17 protein-coding genes and 1 riboswitch are annotated in these 16,778 nt (G+C 60.8%); of the genes, 12 read left to right on the forward strand and 5 right to left on the reverse strand.

What is annotated here, in order from left to right; genetic code table 11:
* The first annotated feature begins 7 nt into the window (after nucleotides 1-7).
* The gene (locus tag GOW31_RS18515) at nucleotides 8-1,000 is read left to right on the forward strand and encodes an ABC transporter ATP-binding protein (RefSeq protein WP_171172190.1); all 993 of its coding nucleotides are present in this window, start codon (nucleotides 8-10) and stop codon (nucleotides 998-1,000) included.
* Here the strand turns inward: GOW31_RS18515 and GOW31_RS18520 are convergent.
* Nucleotides 997-1,461, reverse strand: a complete 465-nt coding sequence (locus tag GOW31_RS18520) for a DUF1203 domain-containing protein (RefSeq protein ID WP_171172128.1) — start codon at nucleotides 1,459-1,461, stop codon at nucleotides 997-999. The genes GOW31_RS18515 and GOW31_RS18520 overlap by 4 nt on opposite strands.
* A gap of 110 nt (nucleotides 1,462-1,571) precedes the next feature.
* Between GOW31_RS18520 and GOW31_RS18525 the strand changes: the two genes are divergently transcribed.
* The 3 genes from GOW31_RS18525 (at nucleotide 1,572) to GOW31_RS18535 (ending at nucleotide 6,026) form a co-directional block, all read left to right on the forward strand.
* Nucleotides 1,572-4,490: an error-prone DNA polymerase gene (locus tag GOW31_RS18525; RefSeq protein ID WP_171172130.1), complete on the forward strand. Its 2,919-nt coding sequence runs from the start codon at nucleotides 1,572-1,574 to the stop codon at nucleotides 4,488-4,490.
* Nucleotides 4,491-4,538: 48 nt separating this feature from the next.
* Nucleotides 4,539-4,952, forward strand: coding sequence for a group III truncated hemoglobin (locus GOW31_RS18530; protein ID WP_171172132.1), 414 nt, complete (start codon nucleotides 4,539-4,541; stop codon nucleotides 4,950-4,952).
* A gap of 135 nt (nucleotides 4,953-5,087) precedes the next feature.
* Nucleotides 5,088-6,026 (forward strand): DMT family transporter, encoded by a 939-nt coding sequence (locus GOW31_RS18535; RefSeq protein ID WP_171172134.1) that lies wholly within the window; start codon nucleotides 5,088-5,090, stop codon nucleotides 6,024-6,026.
* A 53-nt stretch (nucleotides 6,027-6,079) separates the two neighbouring features.
* Here the strand turns inward: GOW31_RS18535 and GOW31_RS18540 are convergent, their stop codons facing one another.
* On the reverse strand, nucleotides 6,080-7,192 hold the full coding sequence (locus GOW31_RS18540) for an S-(hydroxymethyl)glutathione dehydrogenase/class III alcohol dehydrogenase (protein WP_171172136.1): 1,113 nt from the start codon (nucleotides 7,190-7,192) through the stop codon (nucleotides 6,080-6,082).
* A 130-nt stretch (nucleotides 7,193-7,322) separates the two neighbouring features.
* Here GOW31_RS18540 and GOW31_RS18545 point away from each other — a divergent pair, with 130 nt between their 5' ends.
* Together GOW31_RS18545 and GOW31_RS18550 are read left to right on the forward strand one after the other, a co-directional pair.
* On the forward strand, nucleotides 7,323-7,610 hold the full coding sequence (locus GOW31_RS18545) for an I78 family peptidase inhibitor (RefSeq protein ID WP_152459479.1): 288 nt from the start codon (nucleotides 7,323-7,325) through the stop codon (nucleotides 7,608-7,610).
* Between the two features lie 62 nt (nucleotides 7,611-7,672).
* Nucleotides 7,673-9,325, forward strand: a complete 1,653-nt coding sequence (locus GOW31_RS18550; protein WP_171172139.1) for a DNA polymerase Y family protein — start codon at nucleotides 7,673-7,675, stop codon at nucleotides 9,323-9,325.
* A gap of 3 nt (nucleotides 9,326-9,328) precedes the next feature.
* On the opposite strand, the gene GOW31_RS18555 is transcribed toward GOW31_RS18550, so the two are convergent.
* A complete protein-coding gene (locus GOW31_RS18555) occupies nucleotides 9,329-10,054 on the reverse strand; it encodes an SDR family oxidoreductase (RefSeq protein ID WP_171172141.1) in 726 nt (241 codons plus the stop codon).
* A gap of 193 nt (nucleotides 10,055-10,247) precedes the next feature.
* On the opposite strand from GOW31_RS18555, the gene GOW31_RS18560 reads away from it, so the two are divergent.
* From GOW31_RS18560 to GOW31_RS18580, 5 genes are read left to right on the forward strand one after another with little or no spacing between them, the layout of a single operon-like run.
* Nucleotides 10,248-11,579 (forward strand): NAD(P)/FAD-dependent oxidoreductase, encoded by a 1,332-nt coding sequence (locus tag GOW31_RS18560; RefSeq protein WP_171172143.1) that lies wholly within the window; start codon nucleotides 10,248-10,250, stop codon nucleotides 11,577-11,579.
* Entirely contained in the window at nucleotides 11,533-12,078 is a 546-nt protein-coding gene (locus GOW31_RS18565; RefSeq protein WP_254441759.1) for a hypothetical protein, read from the forward strand. The genes GOW31_RS18560 and GOW31_RS18565 overlap by 47 nt, the downstream gene beginning before the upstream one ends.
* On the forward strand, nucleotides 12,078-13,301 hold the full coding sequence (locus GOW31_RS18570; protein ID WP_171172145.1) for an MFS transporter: 1,224 nt from the start codon (nucleotides 12,078-12,080) through the stop codon (nucleotides 13,299-13,301). The genes GOW31_RS18565 and GOW31_RS18570 overlap by 1 nt, the downstream gene beginning before the upstream one ends.
* On the forward strand, nucleotides 13,298-13,915 hold the full coding sequence (locus GOW31_RS18575) for a DUF3833 domain-containing protein (protein WP_171172147.1): 618 nt from the start codon (nucleotides 13,298-13,300) through the stop codon (nucleotides 13,913-13,915). The genes GOW31_RS18570 and GOW31_RS18575 overlap by 4 nt, the downstream gene beginning before the upstream one ends.
* Nucleotides 13,912-14,454, forward strand: coding sequence for a DUF3833 family protein (locus GOW31_RS18580; protein ID WP_171172149.1), 543 nt, complete (start codon nucleotides 13,912-13,914; stop codon nucleotides 14,452-14,454). The genes GOW31_RS18575 and GOW31_RS18580 overlap by 4 nt, the downstream gene beginning before the upstream one ends.
* Nucleotides 14,455-14,483: 29 nt before the next feature.
* Here the strand turns inward: GOW31_RS18580 and GOW31_RS18585 are convergent, their stop codons facing one another.
* Nucleotides 14,484-14,657 carry a hypothetical protein gene (locus tag GOW31_RS18585; RefSeq protein WP_217356710.1) on the reverse strand — a complete coding sequence of 58 codons (174 nt, stop codon included), beginning with the start codon at nucleotides 14,655-14,657 and terminating at the stop codon, nucleotides 14,484-14,486.
* Between the two features lie 313 nt (nucleotides 14,658-14,970).
* Nucleotides 14,971-15,180 (reverse strand): hypothetical protein, encoded by a 210-nt coding sequence (locus GOW31_RS18590; RefSeq protein ID WP_171172153.1) that lies wholly within the window; start codon nucleotides 15,178-15,180, stop codon nucleotides 14,971-14,973.
* Between the two features lie 54 nt (nucleotides 15,181-15,234).
* Nucleotides 15,235-15,439: riboswitch (cobalamin riboswitch) on the forward strand.
* Between the two features lie 81 nt (nucleotides 15,440-15,520).
* Here GOW31_RS18590 and GOW31_RS18595 point away from each other — a divergent pair.
* Nucleotides 15,521-16,774 (forward strand): aromatic ring-hydroxylating dioxygenase subunit alpha, encoded by a 1,254-nt coding sequence (locus tag GOW31_RS18595; protein ID WP_171172156.1) that lies wholly within the window; start codon nucleotides 15,521-15,523, stop codon nucleotides 16,772-16,774.
* Nucleotides 16,775-16,778 lie beyond the last annotated feature (4 nt).

Genomic DNA, 16,778 nt, shown 5'->3' on the forward strand with positions numbered 1-16,778 from the left:
GAGCCACATGAGCGATGCGGCAATCAGGATCGAAGGTCTGCGCAAGACCTATCGTGGCAGCAAGGGTCAGCCTGAGAAACACGCGTTGAAAGGCATTGATTTGACTGTTCCCAGGGGCTCGGTTTTCGGACTGCTGGGCCCGAACGGCGCCGGGAAATCGACCCTGATCAATATTCTGGCCGGGTTGGTGGTGAAGTCCTCGGGCCGTGTGTCGATCTGGGGTTTCGATCAGAATCAGAATCCGCGGCAGTCCCGCGCCGCGATTGGTGTGATGCCGCAAGAACTGAACCTTGACCCGTTTTTCACCCCGCGGGGCGCCTTGGAAGTACAGGCAGGCCTGTACGGCGTACCGAAATCCGAACGTCGCAGCGATGAAATCCTTGAACTGGTCGGCCTCAGCGACAAGGCCGAGGCCTATGCCCGCACGCTGTCGGGCGGGATGCGGCGGCGGCTGCTGCTGGCCAAGGCGCTGGTGCATCACCCGAAAATCCTAGTGTTGGACGAACCCACGGCGGGCGTCGATATCGAACTGCGCCAGATGCTGTGGGCCAATGTGCGCAAGCTGAACCAGCAGGGCGTGACCATCATCCTGACCACCCACTATCTGGAAGAAGCGCAGGAGATGTGCGACGAAATCGCCATCATCAACCACGGTGAAAAGATCGCTCAGGACAGTACCGCCAACCTGCTGGGCCGCATGGACAGCCGGACCATGGTCATTGTGCCGGACACCCCGGTGGTCGACCTGCCGGTGACCGAAGGCGTCGAGGCCAGCTTACGTGAAGACGGCAGCCTTATACTGCAATATCGCAGCGCCCGGACCAGCGCCGAGCAGGTTCTGGAATCCGTCCGGGCGGCGGGCATCCGCATCCGCGACGTGCGTACCGAAGAGGCCGATCTCGAGGATGTGTTCCTGGCCCTGACCTCCTCGCGCACCGACGATGCTCCGGCCGACGATCAGGACCAGCCGCGCCGGGGCCTGCACCGGGTCAAGCTCTAAACCCGGTCGATCCGTGCTTGGTAGCAGTTGTTCCGCGCCGATCTGACGTGGATATAGGCCACATCCAGGCGGGCAAAAATATCGCTGACTTTTGCGCCGATCTGATCTTTGGGCGTGATTGCCCCGGTGCCATAGACGATCCGGTCATCTGGTCCATACCCCTTGATCAGATAGTCGGGTGCAGTGGTCAAGATCTCGGGCAGGGCGTCGTCTTCATAGCGCTCGCAAGGCGTTGCGCACAGAAAGATCGGCCCTGTTTCAGCGTATGGATGTGGCTCTAAAAAAGGGCGATGCGCCAATATCAGCATCTTTGCGCCTTCGGGAATGTTCTTCAGGCAGTGGCGACAGGGATTGCCAGCCCCCGACGAAACGGCGCGCTCGGGCGCGGCGCCATATGCATCAGGTTGACCTGCCTGAAGGGCGCGGACTTCGTCAGTGGGCAGAGCGGTGATCTTGAACATATCAGGTCTCCTTTTTCTGCAACCATGCGCGCCTGGCCTGGTCCAGGCGACCCGTTTCCTGCGCAAAGGACTCGAAAAAGAACAAAACGTGAATATAATGTGGAATCGCCATGTATGCCGAGCTGTCGATCACGTCGAACTTCACCTTCCTCACCGGGGCTTCGCACCCCGAGGAGTACATGGAGCGCGCCGTCACCCTGGGCCTGCCCGCCATCGCCATCGCCGATGACAACTCGGTGGCCGGCATCGTCCGCGCCCATACCCAGGCGCGCGAGATCGCCCGCAAGGTGCGCGAGCGCCGCGCGTGGGAGGAGCAGAACACGCCCATCGGCCCGCCCTGCCCCGATCACATCCCGAAACCGCCCTCGTTCCCGGTGCATGCGGTGCCGCGCCTGATCCCGGCGGCGCGGCTGATCTTTACCGACGCCCCGCCCGTCACCGCCCTGCCCATCAACCGGCAGGGCTGGGCCAACCTGTGCCGCCTCCTGTCCACCGGACGGCTGCGCGCGGCCAAGGGCGAGTGCATCCTGCACCTGTCCGACCTGCTGGAATTTTCCGACGGTCTGCACCTACTGCTTTGGCCACAGGCGGGCCGTCCGAGCGGCGGCACGAGCGGGTGGCGGACACAGGCGCAACAGTTGACGCGCCGCTTTGCCGGGCGCATGCATCTGCTGATGCATCCCCGCTATAACGGGGCAGACACGGCATTTTTTCGTTTGTTAGAGACTGAATCATATCATTTAGGCCTGCCCACAATCGCCAGCGCCGCACCGATGATGCATCACGGCTCGCGCCGCCGGCTGGCCGATGTGCTGACCGCGATCCGCCTGCGCCGCAAGGTGGACGATCTGGGCCGCCACGCGCTGGCCAATGGCGAACAGCGCCTGCGCTCGGAACCCGAGATGCTGCGCATCTTCAAGGGCTTTGAGGACGCCGTGGCCCGCGCTTATGCGCTCAGCCAGGAACTCACATTCTCGCTGGACGAGCTGCGCTATGAATATCCCAGCGAGGGCAGCGACAAGGAAACCCCGACCCAGCGCCTGCATCGGCTGGCGCATGAAGGGTTGAAATGGCGCTATCCCGCCGGGGCGTCCGAGAAAGCCCAAAAGATGCTGGCGCATGAACTGACGCTGATCGGCAAGCTGAAATACGAACCCTATTTCCTGACCGTCCGCGACATCGTCCATTTCGCCCGCGGCCGCGGGATCCTGTGCCAGGGGCGCGGGTCTGCGGCCAATTCGGTGGTCTGTTTCTGTCTCGGCATCACCGAGGTCAGCCCCGAGATGGGCACCATGGTGTTCGAACGTTTCGTCTCCGAGGCGCGGGACGAGCCGCCCGACATCGACGTGGATTTCGAACATGAACGCCGCGAAGAGGTGATCCAGCACATCTATGAACGCTATGGCCGCCACCGCGCGGGGCTGTGCGCCACGGTGATCCACTATCGCGGCAAGCGCGCCATCCGCGAGGTGGGCCGCGCCATGGGCCTGACCGAGGACACGATTTCCGCCCTGTCCTCGCAGCTGTGGGGGTTCTTCTCGGCCTCGGGGCTCGAGGCGGAACGGATGCGCGAAATCGGCCTCGATCCCCAAGACCGCCGCCTGAAACAGACTCTAACAATGGTGCATCAGATCAACGGGTTCCCTCGCCACCTATCCCAGCATGTGGGCGGGTTCATCATCACCGAGGGCCGTCTGGACGAGCTGGTGCCCATCGAGAACGCCACCATGGAGGACCGCACCGTCATCTGCTGGGACAAGGATGACATCGATTCCTTGGGCATCCTCAAGGTCGATGTTCTGAGCCTTGGCATGCTGACCTGCATCCGCAAGGCCTTTGACCTGATCGGCCAGCATCATCAGACCAGCTATACGCTCGCCACCCTGCCGCCCGAGGACCCGGCGGTCTATGACATGCTGTGCAAGGCAGACTCGGTGGGCGTGTTCCAGGTGGAATCACGTGCGCAGATGAACTTTCTGCCCCGGATGCGGCCGCGCAATTTCTATGATCTGGTGATCGAGGTCGCCATCATCCGCCCCGGCCCCATCCAGGGCGACATGGTGCATCCCTATATCCGCCGCCGGAACGGAGAGGAGGAGGTCAGCTTTCCCTCGGACGCACTGGGCGAGGTCTTGGGCAAGACGCTGGGCGTGCCGCTGTTTCAGGAACAGGCGATGCAGATCGCCATCGTCGGCGCGGGTTTCACGCCGGAACAGGCCGACCGGCTGCGGCGGTCGTTGGCGACCTTCAAGAAGCATGGCAATGTCAGCGAATTCCGCACCCTGTTCCTGCGCGGGATGCAGCGCAACGGCTATGACGCCGAATTTGCCGAGCGGTGTTTTTCGCAGATCGAGGGATTCGGCTCCTACGGCTTCCCCGAAAGCCACGCGGCCAGCTTTGCGCTGCTGGTCTATGCCAGCGCCTGGATCAAGTGCCACCACCCGGGGATTTTCGCCTGTGCGCTGCTGAATTCGCAGCCGATGGGCTTCTACGCCCCCGCCCAGATCGTGCGCGATGCGCGCGAACATGGCGTGCAGGTGCGCCCGGTCTGCATCAATGCCAGCTTCTGGGATAACGTGATGGAGCCCGACGGCCATGGCGGGCTGGCCCTGCGGCTGGGCTTTCGCCAGATCAAAGGCCTGAGCGAGGAGGACGCCAGCTGGCTGACCGCCGCGCGCGGCAATGGCTATCATCAGATTGACGACGTCTGGCGCCGCGCGGGCCTTGGGCCCTCGGTGATCGAGCGTCTGGCCGAGGCCGATGCCTTTGCCGCCTGCGGCCTGACCCGGCGCGAGGCGCTGTGGCAGGCCAAGGCGATCGCCACCGCCAGGCCCCTGCCGCTGTTCGCGCAGGATCTGGAAGGCGAGGCGCTGGACGAGCCCGCCGCCCATCTGCCCCGGATGTCGCTGGGCGAACAGGTGGTCGAGGATTACGTCGCCACCCGCCTGAGCCTGCGGGCGCATCCCGTGGCTCTGCTGCGGCACCTGCTGACGCCAGGGCAGCGCGACAATACCACCTCTGTCATATAACGCCGGAACCGCCTATCCGCCAAAAAACAGAGGCGAAAACAGGCCACCATGACCAGACCAACCCTTCCGCCGCGCTTTCCCGCGACGCCCGAGCAGATCAACGCACAGGTTCGCGCCTTTTACGCCCGTGTGCGGAAAGACTCGGTACTTGGCCCGGTATTCGCCAACCATGTCACAGACTGGCCCGCGCATGAGGAAAAGATCGCATCCTTCTGGCGCAACGCCATCCTGATCGAGCGCAGCTATGACGGCAACCCGCAGCGGGTGCATATCGAACGACCGGACGTAAAGCCCGAGATGTTCGCCCATTGGCTGGACCTGTTCGAAAAGGTCGCCACCCAGACCCTGCCCCCGGAAACCGCCACACCCTGGGTCGCTCTGGCGCGCCGCATCGGTGTTGGGATGAAGGCCGGGGTGCAATCGGCCCGCCAGCCCAAGGACGCACCACCGATCCTGCGTTGAGCCCACGTCATGGCTGCCTTGCGATGTTAGCGGTAAATTAGGGGCTATGCGGGTCGAGAAAATAGGGTTAGTCAGAGACAAGACAGCCCCTTTTGCGCTGCCCCTTCACATCGACACATCACCCGAGGCCGACCCATGAGCACTCAGAACACCACCCTCCGGGGTCTTGGCTATGCATTCGCGGGCTTTGCGGTCTTTGCCACCCATGACGCGCTGATCAAGACGCTGGGCGGGACCTACTCGGTGATGCAGATCATCTTTTTTGCCACGCTGTTTTCCTTTGTCCCGATGGCAGTGACGATCTTGACGGACCGGACCACGGGCAACTTCCTGCCGCATCACCCCTGGTTGGTGTTGCTGCGCTCGGGTCTGATGGTCACGGCAATGTCCTGCGCGTTCTATGCCTTTTCGGTCCTGCCCCTGGCCGAGGTCTATTCGTTGCTGTTTTCTTTCCCGCTGATCGTCACGGTCCTGTCGATTCCGATACTGGGCGAAGTCGTCCGGGCCCAGCGCTGGGCTGCGGTTGGCGTGGGTCTGATCGGGGTGCTGATCGTTCTGCGCCCCGGCGCAACGGATATAACGCTCGGCCATCTGGCCGCCCTGATGGCCGCATTCTGCAGCGCCTTCGCATCCGTGCTGGTGCGCAAGATCGGAAACGAGGAACGCTCGGCCGTACTGATCCTGTATCCGATGCTGCTGGCGATCGCGGTCATGAGCCTGGCCCAACCGGCCGTTTATCAGCCGCCGTCCCTGTTGCATCTGGCCATGATGGCGCTGGTCGGCGTGTTTTCCGTGATCGCCCAGCACCTGATCATCCTGGCCTATCGCGCTGCACCCGCCGGCGTGGTCGCGCCCAGCCAGTACAGCCAGATCATCTGGGCCACGATATTCGGCATGATGTTCTTTGGCGAAACGCCCGACATGTGGGTCGCAGTCGGGGCCAGCATCATCATCGCGTCCGGTGTGTTCGTTGTCTGGCGCGAGAGCCGGTCGAACACCACCTCAACCAACACCCCGGTTTTGCGGGTGCGCTCACCGCGTTCGGATACGGGGGCGTCGCGGCCTGGGGAATGAAAAACGGCGCAACATTCAGTGCGCCGTTCCAAAAAAATACCCTGTTTAGACCCTTAGTAAATCACCACCGACCGGATGCTTTCGCCCTTGTGCATCAGGTCAAATCCCTTGTTGATGTCGTCCAGACCCATGGTGTGGGTGATCATCGGGTCGATCTCGATCTTCCCTTCCATGTACCAGTCGACGATCTTGGGCACGTCCGTGCGCCCACGTGCACCGCCGAATGCGGTGCCGCGCCACGACCGGCCTGTGACCAGCTGGAACGGACGGGTCGAGATCTCGGCCCCGGCAGGCGCCACGCCGATGATGATCGACTCACCCCAGCCCTTGTGTGCCGATTCCAGCGCCGCGCGCATCACGCCGACATTGCCTGTTGCATCAAAGGTGTAATCCGCGCCGCCCTTGGTCAGGTTCACCAGATAGGGCACCAGATCGCCCTCGACCTCGGACGGGTTGACGAAATCGGTCATGCCGAACTTGGTGGCCATCTCGACCTTGGCGGGGTTCAGGTCGACGCCGACGATCTGATCGGCCCCGGCCAGACGCAGGCCCTGAATCACGTTCAGACCGATCCCGCCCAGACCGAACACGATGGCGCGGCTGCCGATTTCAACCTTGGCAGTGTTGATCACCGCGCCGATGCCCGTGGTCACGCCGCAGCCGATATAGCAGATATTGTCGAACGGCGCGTCCTCGCGCACCTTGGCCAGCGCGATTTCCGGCAGGACCGTATGGTTCGAGAAGGTCGAGCAGCCCATGTAGTGCAGGATCGGATCGCCATCCAGCGTCGAAAAGCGCGAGGTGCCGTCGGGCATCAGCCCCTGGCCCTGCGTCTCGCGGATGGCCTGGCACAGGTTGGTCTTGGGATGCAGACAGTATTCGCACTCGCGACATTCGGGGGTGTAGAGCGGGATCACGTGATCGCCTGGCTTCAGGCTGGTCACACCCGGTCCGACCTCGACCACCACGCCGGCGCCCTCGTGCCCCAGAATGGCCGGGAACAGGCCTTCGGGGTCGGCGCCCGACAGGGTGAATTCATCCGTATGACAGATGCCAGTGGCCTTGATTTCAACCAGAACCTCGCCCGCCTTTGGGCCTTCAAGGTTCACATCCATCACTTCCAAAGGTTTGCCCGCCTGTACGGCGACGGCAGCACGGGTACGCATGGTACTTATCTCCCTGTCACTTTTGCCCCGACCCTGCGTCAAATACAGGGTGTTTTCAACTGTGCTTTCTTGGCAGGTTGGCTAATTGTTTGATATTGCAGAAACGACATTGCCAGAATGAGGAACGCCAATGCACCGTTTTTTACCGATCTTTATCTTTCTGGCGGCCTGCGCAGACACAAGCGTTCCGCAGGATGTCGCCACCACCTCAGAAGACGCTCCTGTTGATCTGGCATTTTGCAAGGGCGAGCCCTTTGCCGAAACGGTCGGTCAGCCCGTATCAACGATTCAAGCCGACCTTCCCGAACGGTCTCGTGTTTTGGGCCCGGATGACATCGCCACACAGGATTACCGTATCGACAGGCTGAACGTCTATGTGAACGACACCGGTGTTATTCAGCGTCTGACCTGCGGGTAAGCGTGGACTCGGCAGGTGATTCTGAATTAAGAACAAAATAAGAACATCAATGATGCCTGCCGATGCCCAAACGCCGAATTCTTTCGCTGTGGTTTCCCCGTCTGGGGGCCGAACGGCTGGTCCGCGCCGCGCGGGGCCTGCATGCCGGGCCTTTGGCCGTTGTGGCCGAACAGTCGAACATGCAGATCGTCACGTCGTTGAATGCCGAGGCACAGGCCGCCGGATTGCGCGTGGGTCAGCCGGTACGCGATGCCCATGCCATGTGCGCCAGCTTGATCACCCGCCCTCGCAACGCCCCGGCCGAGGCTGCGTTTCTGACCGCGCTGCGCCGCTGGGCGGGCAAGTTCAGCCCATGGGTGGCCGAAGAGGCCCCCGATGGCCTGATCGTTGACCTGTCAGGCTGTGCCCATCTGTTCGGCGGTGAAGAGACCTTGCTGAGCGTGCTTGAGACCGACTGCGCCGACATGGGCCTGAGCGTGCAGATGGGTATCGCCGACACGCTGGGCGCGGCCTGGGCGCTGGCCCGCTATGCCGGGCAAGAGGCCACGTCTGACCGCAACGGCGACGCCATCAACCAAGAGGCCCGCGCCACCCGCGCCCGGGCAAGCAAGCGGCGGCACTGGACCAGGGGCGGGGCCGCGCCACAGGTGATGGCGCTGGGCGGTGGCGCGCGGATTGCCGCGCCGGGGCAGGCCTATGGCGCGCTCAGCCCCCTGCCCATCGCGGCGCTGCGGCTGGACGATCAGACCGTGGCGCAACTGAACCGCCTAGGCCTGCGCCGGATCGGTGATCTGCTGGGCCAGCCGCGTGCCAGTTTGGCACGGCGGTTCGGCCGCGGGCTGGTGTTGCGTCTGGATCAGGCCATGGGCAGCGCGCCCGAGCCGGTCTCGCCCGCCCGTCCGCCACATCACTTTGCGGTGCGGATGACTCTGCCCAACCCGATTGGCCTGGTCGAAGACGTGATGGCCGCTGTCGATCGGATTCTGCCAACGCTCTGCACCAAACTGGAAGAGAAGGGGCGCGGGGCCCGCACGCTGCGTCTGGAAGCCCACCGTGCGGATCAGGCCGCTGAAATCATCGAGATCGGCCTGGCCCGTCCGACCTATGACAAAAATCGCATTCGCCCTTTGTTAGAGATGAAAGTTGACAAGATCGACGCAGGCTATGGCATCGACTTGCTGCGGCTTGAAGCGATCCAGACAGAACCCATCCACGCCCGCACCATCGCCGGTCATGCCGAAGCGCGCCGCGTGGCCTGCAACCGGCTTGAGGGCAATACAGCCGTGGATGACCTTACGGCCAAGCTGGGCGCGCGGGTCGGGCTGGACGCGATCACCCGGCGGCATCCTGCGGCCTCTCATATCCCCGAGAAAACGGCGCAAACGCTGGCGGCGGCCTGGTCGGAACCCGCGCGCGACTGGCCTGCCCCGCCGCGCCCCCGCCCCTTGCAGATGTGGCAGCCCGAACCCGTGATGGCCCCGGAAACCCCGAATGTGCCCTGCACCTTTCGCTGGCGTGGACGAGACTGGCAACTGGCGCAGGCCACCGGCCCGGAACGCATCGCGCCGGAATGGTGGCTGGATGACCCCAACTGGCGCAGCGGGGTACGCGATTACTGGGTGGTGGTGACAGAACAAGGCGAGCGCCTGTGGTTGTTCTATGGCCACGGGGGCGCGATGTCCGCAGGCTGGTTCTGTCAGGGGCAGTTTTGTTAGAGTCTATTTTCCACGATAAACTAGCAGATCCGGCAAACAGTCGATCAGACGAATGAACCAGGAAAACGGTGCCGGAAAATCCGTACGGAAACGGCGACGCGCCATCGCATTGACCACGCGATCCGCCGCATCCTCGGGCGACATCAGCATCGGCATCTTGAAACCGTTCTTTTCGGTCAGGCGGGTTTTGATGAAGCCCGGATTGACGATACGCACCGTCACGCCCGTACCCGCCAGGTCGTGTCGCATCGTCTCGGCCAGAGAAATCAGCGCGGCCTTGCTGGCTCCGTACCCGATTGCGGCGGGCAGCCCGTGATACCCGGCCAGTGACCCGATCAAAGTAACCTCTCCCTGGCCTGCCCGGACAAAACCCGGAACGGTTTCACCCAGAACCCGTAGCGCACCCAGATAGTTCACATCGCTCATCCTGAGCGACGCCTCGGTGTCCCATTCGGCCGAACGCATGGGGTCATACGCACCTGCATTGTAAACCAGCCCGTCGACATGCCCCGCCTCGGCAACAGCCGAACGAACAGAGTCTAACTCGGTCACATCGCACCGGATCGCGCGCGCATCCGGCAGTTCAGAACACAGTTCGGACAACCGCTCAAGATTGCGCGCAGACAGGATCAGGGAAGCACCCTGTTGGCCAAGCGCATGCGCCAAAGCGCGACCCAGCCCTTCGCTTGCGCCGATGATCCAAATGGTTTTGCCGTCAAAGCTGCTCATGTGTGGGCCGATTCAGTTGTGTTTCACCATAATACGGCCTCGCATCCGCTTCGGATCAAAACGGTAGCGCAGGTCACGGAAGCTCAAACCAGAAGCCACAAGGTAGTGCATCTGTTAAAAACTTCTAATCGGATTGATCCACTTGTGCCTACCCTGCGTATCTTTTTGTAAACTGTCACATAAAGAGGCTGGAATGTTCGACGAACCCCGGGGTGTACGGAAGAAAATCGCGATTGTAGGTGCAGGCATTTCGGGACTTTCCGCCGCTTACTATCTTTCAGAAAACAACGACGTGACAGTCTATGAGGCCGAACCTCGGCTTGGTGGCCATGCCCGCACGGTGATGGCCGGAAAGAACGGGGATCAACCGGTCGATACGGGCTTCATCGTCTTCAACTATGCGACATATCCCTACCTGACCCGGCTGTTTGATGAGCTGGGCGTGCCCGTGATCGAAAGCGAGATGAGCTTTGGCGCGACAATCGACAATGGCCGCATTGAATACGGGTTGAACAATCTGCGCACACTGACCGCTCAAAAGCGCAATCTGGCGCGTCCGGCTTACTATAAAATGATCGCTGATATTCTGCGGTTTGGCAAAGAAGCCCCCGAAGCCGCCAAGGACGATGACACCACGATTGGCGAATTGGTGGACCAGCTGCGGCTGGGTCACTGGTTCCGGCACAATTATCTGATGCCGATGTGCGGTGCCATCTGGTCTACGCCGGTCGAGTTCGTGGATCAGTTCCCCGCACGCTCTTTGGTGCAGTTTTTCCGCAATCACGCTTTGCTGGCAAGTGGTCGCGCAAACCAGCATCAATGGTACACGGTCAAAGGCGGCAGCATAGAGTATGTCCGCCGGATCGACGCGGCCCTTCGTGCGCGGGGGGCAGAAATACGTCTGGCCAGCCCTGTTCAGAATGTATCCCGTGACGAGATGGGCGTCACCATCCACAGCCAGGGCGCCGTGGATCAGTTCGATGAAATCATCCTGGCCACCCATTCCGACCAGTCGCTTGCCATTTTGGGTGATGGCGCGACCCCCGCGGAAGCCGCTGCATTGGGCGCAATCCGCTACCAGCCCAATACGGCCACATTGCATTGTGACCCAGGTCAGATGCCAAAGCGGCGCGCCTGCTGGTCAAGCTGGACCTATCGTTCGCAAGCCGGAGATGTGGGGGTAACCTACTGGATGAACCGGCTTCAGAACATTCCGGACAGTGACCCGCTGTTTGTAACGCTGAACGCTTCATCAGAAATTCCCGCGGAAAAGATCTATGACCAGGTCGAATTTGCCCATCCGGTCTTCGACAAGGCCGCCCTGAAGGCGCAGGGGCAAATCCGCGAGATGCAGGGACAGAACCGAACTTGGTTTGCCGGTGCTTACAACCGGCACGGATTTCACGAAGACGGGATAGCCAGCGCGATGCATGTCGTTGCTCGAATAAATGGTGCCCCGCAAACCATCGGAGCTGAAAATGGCATTCCTGGGAAAGACGCGGCCCTATCTGTTGCCGCTGAATAAGGCGATATGGCGCACAGCGTTTCTTGCACTTTCCTTGCTGATCCCCAATGGGCTGGTCGCGTCGCCGGTCACGGAAGAACTGAACGATGCCCAACTGCGCGGAACCGCGACGTTCCGCTATCTGGGTTTGCCAATCTATGACGCCAAACTCTATACCCCCAAAGGTGCGCCGTTCAGTTGGAGCGAAGATATCGCCCTGCAACTGACCTATCGCAAGAACATCAAGAAGAAAGCGCTGGTCAACTCGACGCTGGACGAGATGGACCGCATCGGCCGTTCAGCGCCCGTTCGCGACGAACTGAACCGGTGCTTCAAGGCCGTGGCAAAAGGGGACAGCTATCTGGCGGTTTCCGACGGTCCCGACAAGATCAGTTTCTGGCTGAACGGGCAAAAGACCTGCACCATGGCCTATCCGGGCATCAAACGCAGTTTCATGTCCGTATTCCTGGGGGACAACACGCGGTCCGCGTCCTTCACGCGCAGGCTACAGGGGCGGTGATGCTCTATCCCCGAGTCAGTCTCTATGCGTTGATGCTTGCTGCGGCGGGTATTCCTCTTTATATCCACTTGCCGCGCTTTGCAGCCGTGAACCTGGGTATTGGCCTTGGGGTCATTGGTGCCGTTCTGCTGGTGATCCGTTTGGTGGATCTGGTGCAGGATCCGTTGATTGGTTGGGCAATCGACCGATGGCCCGGCGGCCAGCTTGCATTTGCGGCGATGGCGGCTTTGGGGCTGGCGATCGGGTTTCCCCTGCTTTTCAATCTGCCGCAGGGTGCCAGCGTGCCGGAACTGGTCGCAATCCTGATCTTGCTGTTCTCGGCGTACAGCCTGGGAACCATTCTTCTGTATGGTCGCAGCGCAACTTTGGCAAAGCGCACCGACCCGAAAGAGCTGATGACACTGGCCGCCTATCGTGAAGGCGGGCAGTTGACCGGCGTGGTCATCGCAGCCAGCGCACCAGCCCTGTTGTTTGCTTTCGGGGCAAAATCCCAAGGCTACCCCGCTTTCGGAATGTTTCTGGGACTGCTATCCATTCTGACCCTGGTGCTGACTGTCCCGATCTGGCGACGGACCCCGATAACAGGAACAGGTTTGTCTTTTTCTGGACTGGGTCAGGCAGGTGGCTTGCGCCTTCTTGCACTGGCTTTGGTAAACAGCCTTCCGGTTGCCATCACTTCAACCCTGTTTCTGTTTTTTGTGGAAGACCGGCTGCAACTGTCGGGCAAGGCGGGTCCCTTGTTGATCCTGTTCTTCCTGAGTGCAGGCGCGAGCGTCCCGCTCTGGGCAAAGCTCAGCAACAGGATTGGCCCGAAACAGACCCTGATAATCGCCATGCCGCTCTCGATCGCCGGCTTTATCGGCGCGGCCACACTGAGCGCAGGAAACCTTACCGGGTTCGCCCTCATCTGTCTCGCCTCGGGCGCGGCGCTGGGCGCGGATATGGTCGTGTTGCCGGCCATGTTCTCGGTCGTGCTGACCCGGGCCGGGCTGAACGCATCAGCCGCGTTTGGCATCTGGTCCTTCGCTGGCAAACTGGGCCTCGCCCTGGCTGCCTTTTTCACTCTGCCACTGCTGGAACGCAGCGGTTTCACCCCCGGTCAAACCAATTCCGCACAGGCACTGACCACACTCAATCTTGCCTATGCGGTGCTGCCCTGCATCCTGAAAGTCGGAGCGTTCGGGATGGTGTTGACCCTGCCTACCGAGGTCACAAGAAAATGAACGCTTTCACCATCATCCTTCTGGTCCTTCTGACCGCTGTCTTCATCCGCGCAAGGCTGCTGAGTTTTCGCGCGCAATCGCCGTCCGATTACAGCGGCACCGGGCCAAGTTTTTCGCTGAAAAAACACCTGAACGGAGAGATCTTGTCCGAGGGCCTGATCTATGGCCCCAACGGCAAAATGTCGAACAGCTTTGTCGCGCGCATGTCCGGCGAATGGCAAGGCAACGCGGGCACGCTGACCGAGTACTTCACGTATTCCAACGGAAAACAGATGACCCGCAAATGGTACCTGACGCTGGGAACCGGCAACACGTTCACGGCAATGGCGGATGATATCGTGGGCGAAGGTCGGGGCATCATCTCGGGGTCCACGGTGAAACTGACCTATCGCATCATTCTGCCAGATGATGCTGGTGGACATACGCTGGATGTCACCGATTGGATGTATCTGACAGAAACCGGCGTCATCATGAACCGGTCCGAAATGCGCAAGTTTGGCGTCAAGGTCGCGGAACTGATCGCCACAATGCGTCCAAGCTCCAGTTCGAAACCGATGCATCCAAGTGGGTCAAACGGGTATGACGCGACTTCGGAAGGGAAGCCGTTGCAATGATCACCTTTCGCTCTTTCATCGCCTGCATTGCCATCGCAAGCCTTGCAATTTTGGCGGCCTGCTCCAGCAAACCGAAGGTACCAAAAACGTTTCTGTCGGACCGACAGTTGAACCTCGAGGAATTTTTCGACGGTAAAACCGTGGCCTACGGTCAGTTTCAGGATGTTCTGGGAAATATCCCCCGCAGATTCACAGTTGATATCGACGGGACATGGGACGGCGAAACCCTGACTCTGGTCGAAGACTTCGTCTACGATGATGGCGCGACGGAACAACGTATCTGGACATTGACCAAAACCGGAGAGGATACATGGACCGGTACGGCGCCTGGCGTACTGGGCACCGCCAGCGGGATTGAACGCGGGGATACGTTCAACTGGAAATACAAGATCGACCTGCCGATCAAGGACGGGACCATGCGTGTCAAGTTCGACGACTGGATGTGGCTGCTGGATGACGACCGTCTGCTGAACCGCGCGTATGTCTCACGCTATGGCGTCCGTCTGGGTGAAGTCATCCTGTTCTTCGAGAAGAAATAGGGCCGCCAGGCCCGGTTTCATCACAACAGTCAGTAGAAAATAAACTCGTCCACCAATGCGGTCGTCGATCCCTTGACCTCTCCGGCCGTGTTCGCCCTTGGCCCGTCCGAGGCTGCGCCCTCGGCGCGTTCGCCGCATTCGATTTTCAAACGCGCGCGTTCTATCTGCCCCCAGAGGAAAAACAGACCATCCCGTTTTCCCATGAGGCGCGCAGGAACCCTTGTCCGCAAAACACCTGTTTTCGGTTTTGGCATCTGCTCTCTTACTGCCTCCGGTGTTTTCCACCATTGTCGGAAAACGTAATGGTTTTTCCGAAAAAAGACAATTTTTTATGGACAAAACGAGTTTTCTACCATCCGTTGACAGGATGGGCTGGCAACTCTCGCATGACGGATATTCGCCGTCTTTACCTGCCTCATGGCAAGCCAGCACCATCCCGCACGGATCAACGTCACCCAAACGGGCATTGCTGCAAACCGCTTTCCTTTGGCCTGACACTCTCTTTCCCAGCCAAGGTCAGGCGACGCGCAAGGTTTCGTTTCTGATCAGAGCAGCCGGGCCTTCGCCGTCGCGGTTGGGGGACAATTTGACGGCGCCGATGTCAGACGTGGCCGCATCCATCGCAAGGCCATTGGCCCCTGCAAAACGCCGTGCTGGCGGGCCTGCCACGCCCCTGTGCCAAGGACCGTGATCCCGGCGCCGTCCACTCTGCCGGAAAATTTCCATGTCTGTTTTGAAACCGGAAATGTCGCAAGCATTTCAGCGCCCAAGCGGGTAAAAAGTAGGCTGCCATCGTGAGGTGCCGCTGCTTGATTCTCAGACAGCGGAGAATTGGGAAGCCGGTGGAATTCCGGCACTGCCCCCGCAACGGTAAGGAAGGTCAGGTTCGACAATCAACCACTGGGACGAGGATCCCGGGAAGGTGTCGCAACCGGGTGCAAGCCCCTTTCAAGTCCGGAAACCAGCCTTGCAGATATGTCAAACCGCGGGTGGCGGTGGGGGCACGGGTTTCGGACGTGGTCCTCGCGCGCCTCCGGACGGTTCCTCCCTGTCATCTGCCCAAGCAATGCCGCGGGGCGCGGCAGGAGAGCCAGAAGTGAACAATGTCCAAAACCTGTTGGCGCGTCGAATCCCGGGCTATGCTCTGGAACGGGCCTTTTACACCGACCCCGAGATCTTTCAGACCGACCTGGAAACCATCCACTTTCGCGAATGGCTCTTTGCCATTCCTGCCTGCGAACTGGTGAAAGCCGGCGACTATGTAACATTCAACGTGGGTGCCTATCGCGTGATCATCGTGCGCGGCGCCGACAACCAGATCCGGGCGTTTCACAACACCTGCCGCCATCGCGGCTCGATCATATGCAAGGCGGCAAAAGGCAACGCGCCGAAGCTGGTTTGCCCGTATCACCAATGGACCTACGAACTTGACGGCTCATTGCTGTGGGCCCGCGACATGGGGCCGGAGTTTGATCCCAGACAGCATGGTTTGAAGACAGTTCATTGCCGCGAGCTGGCCGGGTTGGTTTACATCTGTCTGGCGGATGTCGCCCCGGATTTTGACACGTTCGCCAATATCGCGCGCCCGTATCTTGAGCCGCATGATCTTGCGAATGCCAAGGTCGCCTTCGAAAGCACGATCATCGAGAACGGCAACTGGAAACTGGTCTGGGAAAACAATCGCGAGTGCTATCACTGCGGCGGCAACCACCCTGCGCTGTGCCGGACCTTCCCTGATGATCCGGGCGTGACGGGGATCGAAGGCGGTGAAACCCCAGCCTATATGCAAGCCCATTTCGACAGGTGCCAGGCAGCGGGTATGCCATCGCAGTTCTACCTGCACGAGGACGGCCAATACCGTCTGGCGCGGATGCCGCTGAAAGAAGGCGCCGAGAGCTATACGATGGACGGGAAATCCGCCGTGCGCCGCTGGTTGGGCCGGTCGCCCTTTGCGGATGCGGGATCGCTTTTGAAGTTCCACTATCCGACCACGTGGAACCACTTTCTTGCCGACCACTCGATTGTTTTCCGCGTCACGCCGATCAGCCCGACAGAGACCGAGGTCACGACCAAATGGCTTGTCAACAAGGATGCGGTTGAAGGCGTTGACTATGACGTGAAACGCCTGACCGAAGTCTGGGTCGCCACGAATGACGAAGATCGACAGGTGGTCGAGGACAACCAGCAGGGCATCAACAGCCCGGCCTATGTGCCCGGCCCATATTCAGCCATTCAGGAATCCGGCGTGCTGCAATTCGTGGATTGGTATTGCAACACAGTGTCGGCCCGCCTGGCCCCTGACTCCATTGCGGCGGAGTAAGTCT

It is taken from the genome of Ruegeria sp. HKCCA0370, from assembly GCF_013033705.1.
Lineage (GTDB): Bacteria > Pseudomonadota > Alphaproteobacteria > Rhodobacterales > Rhodobacteraceae > Ruegeria.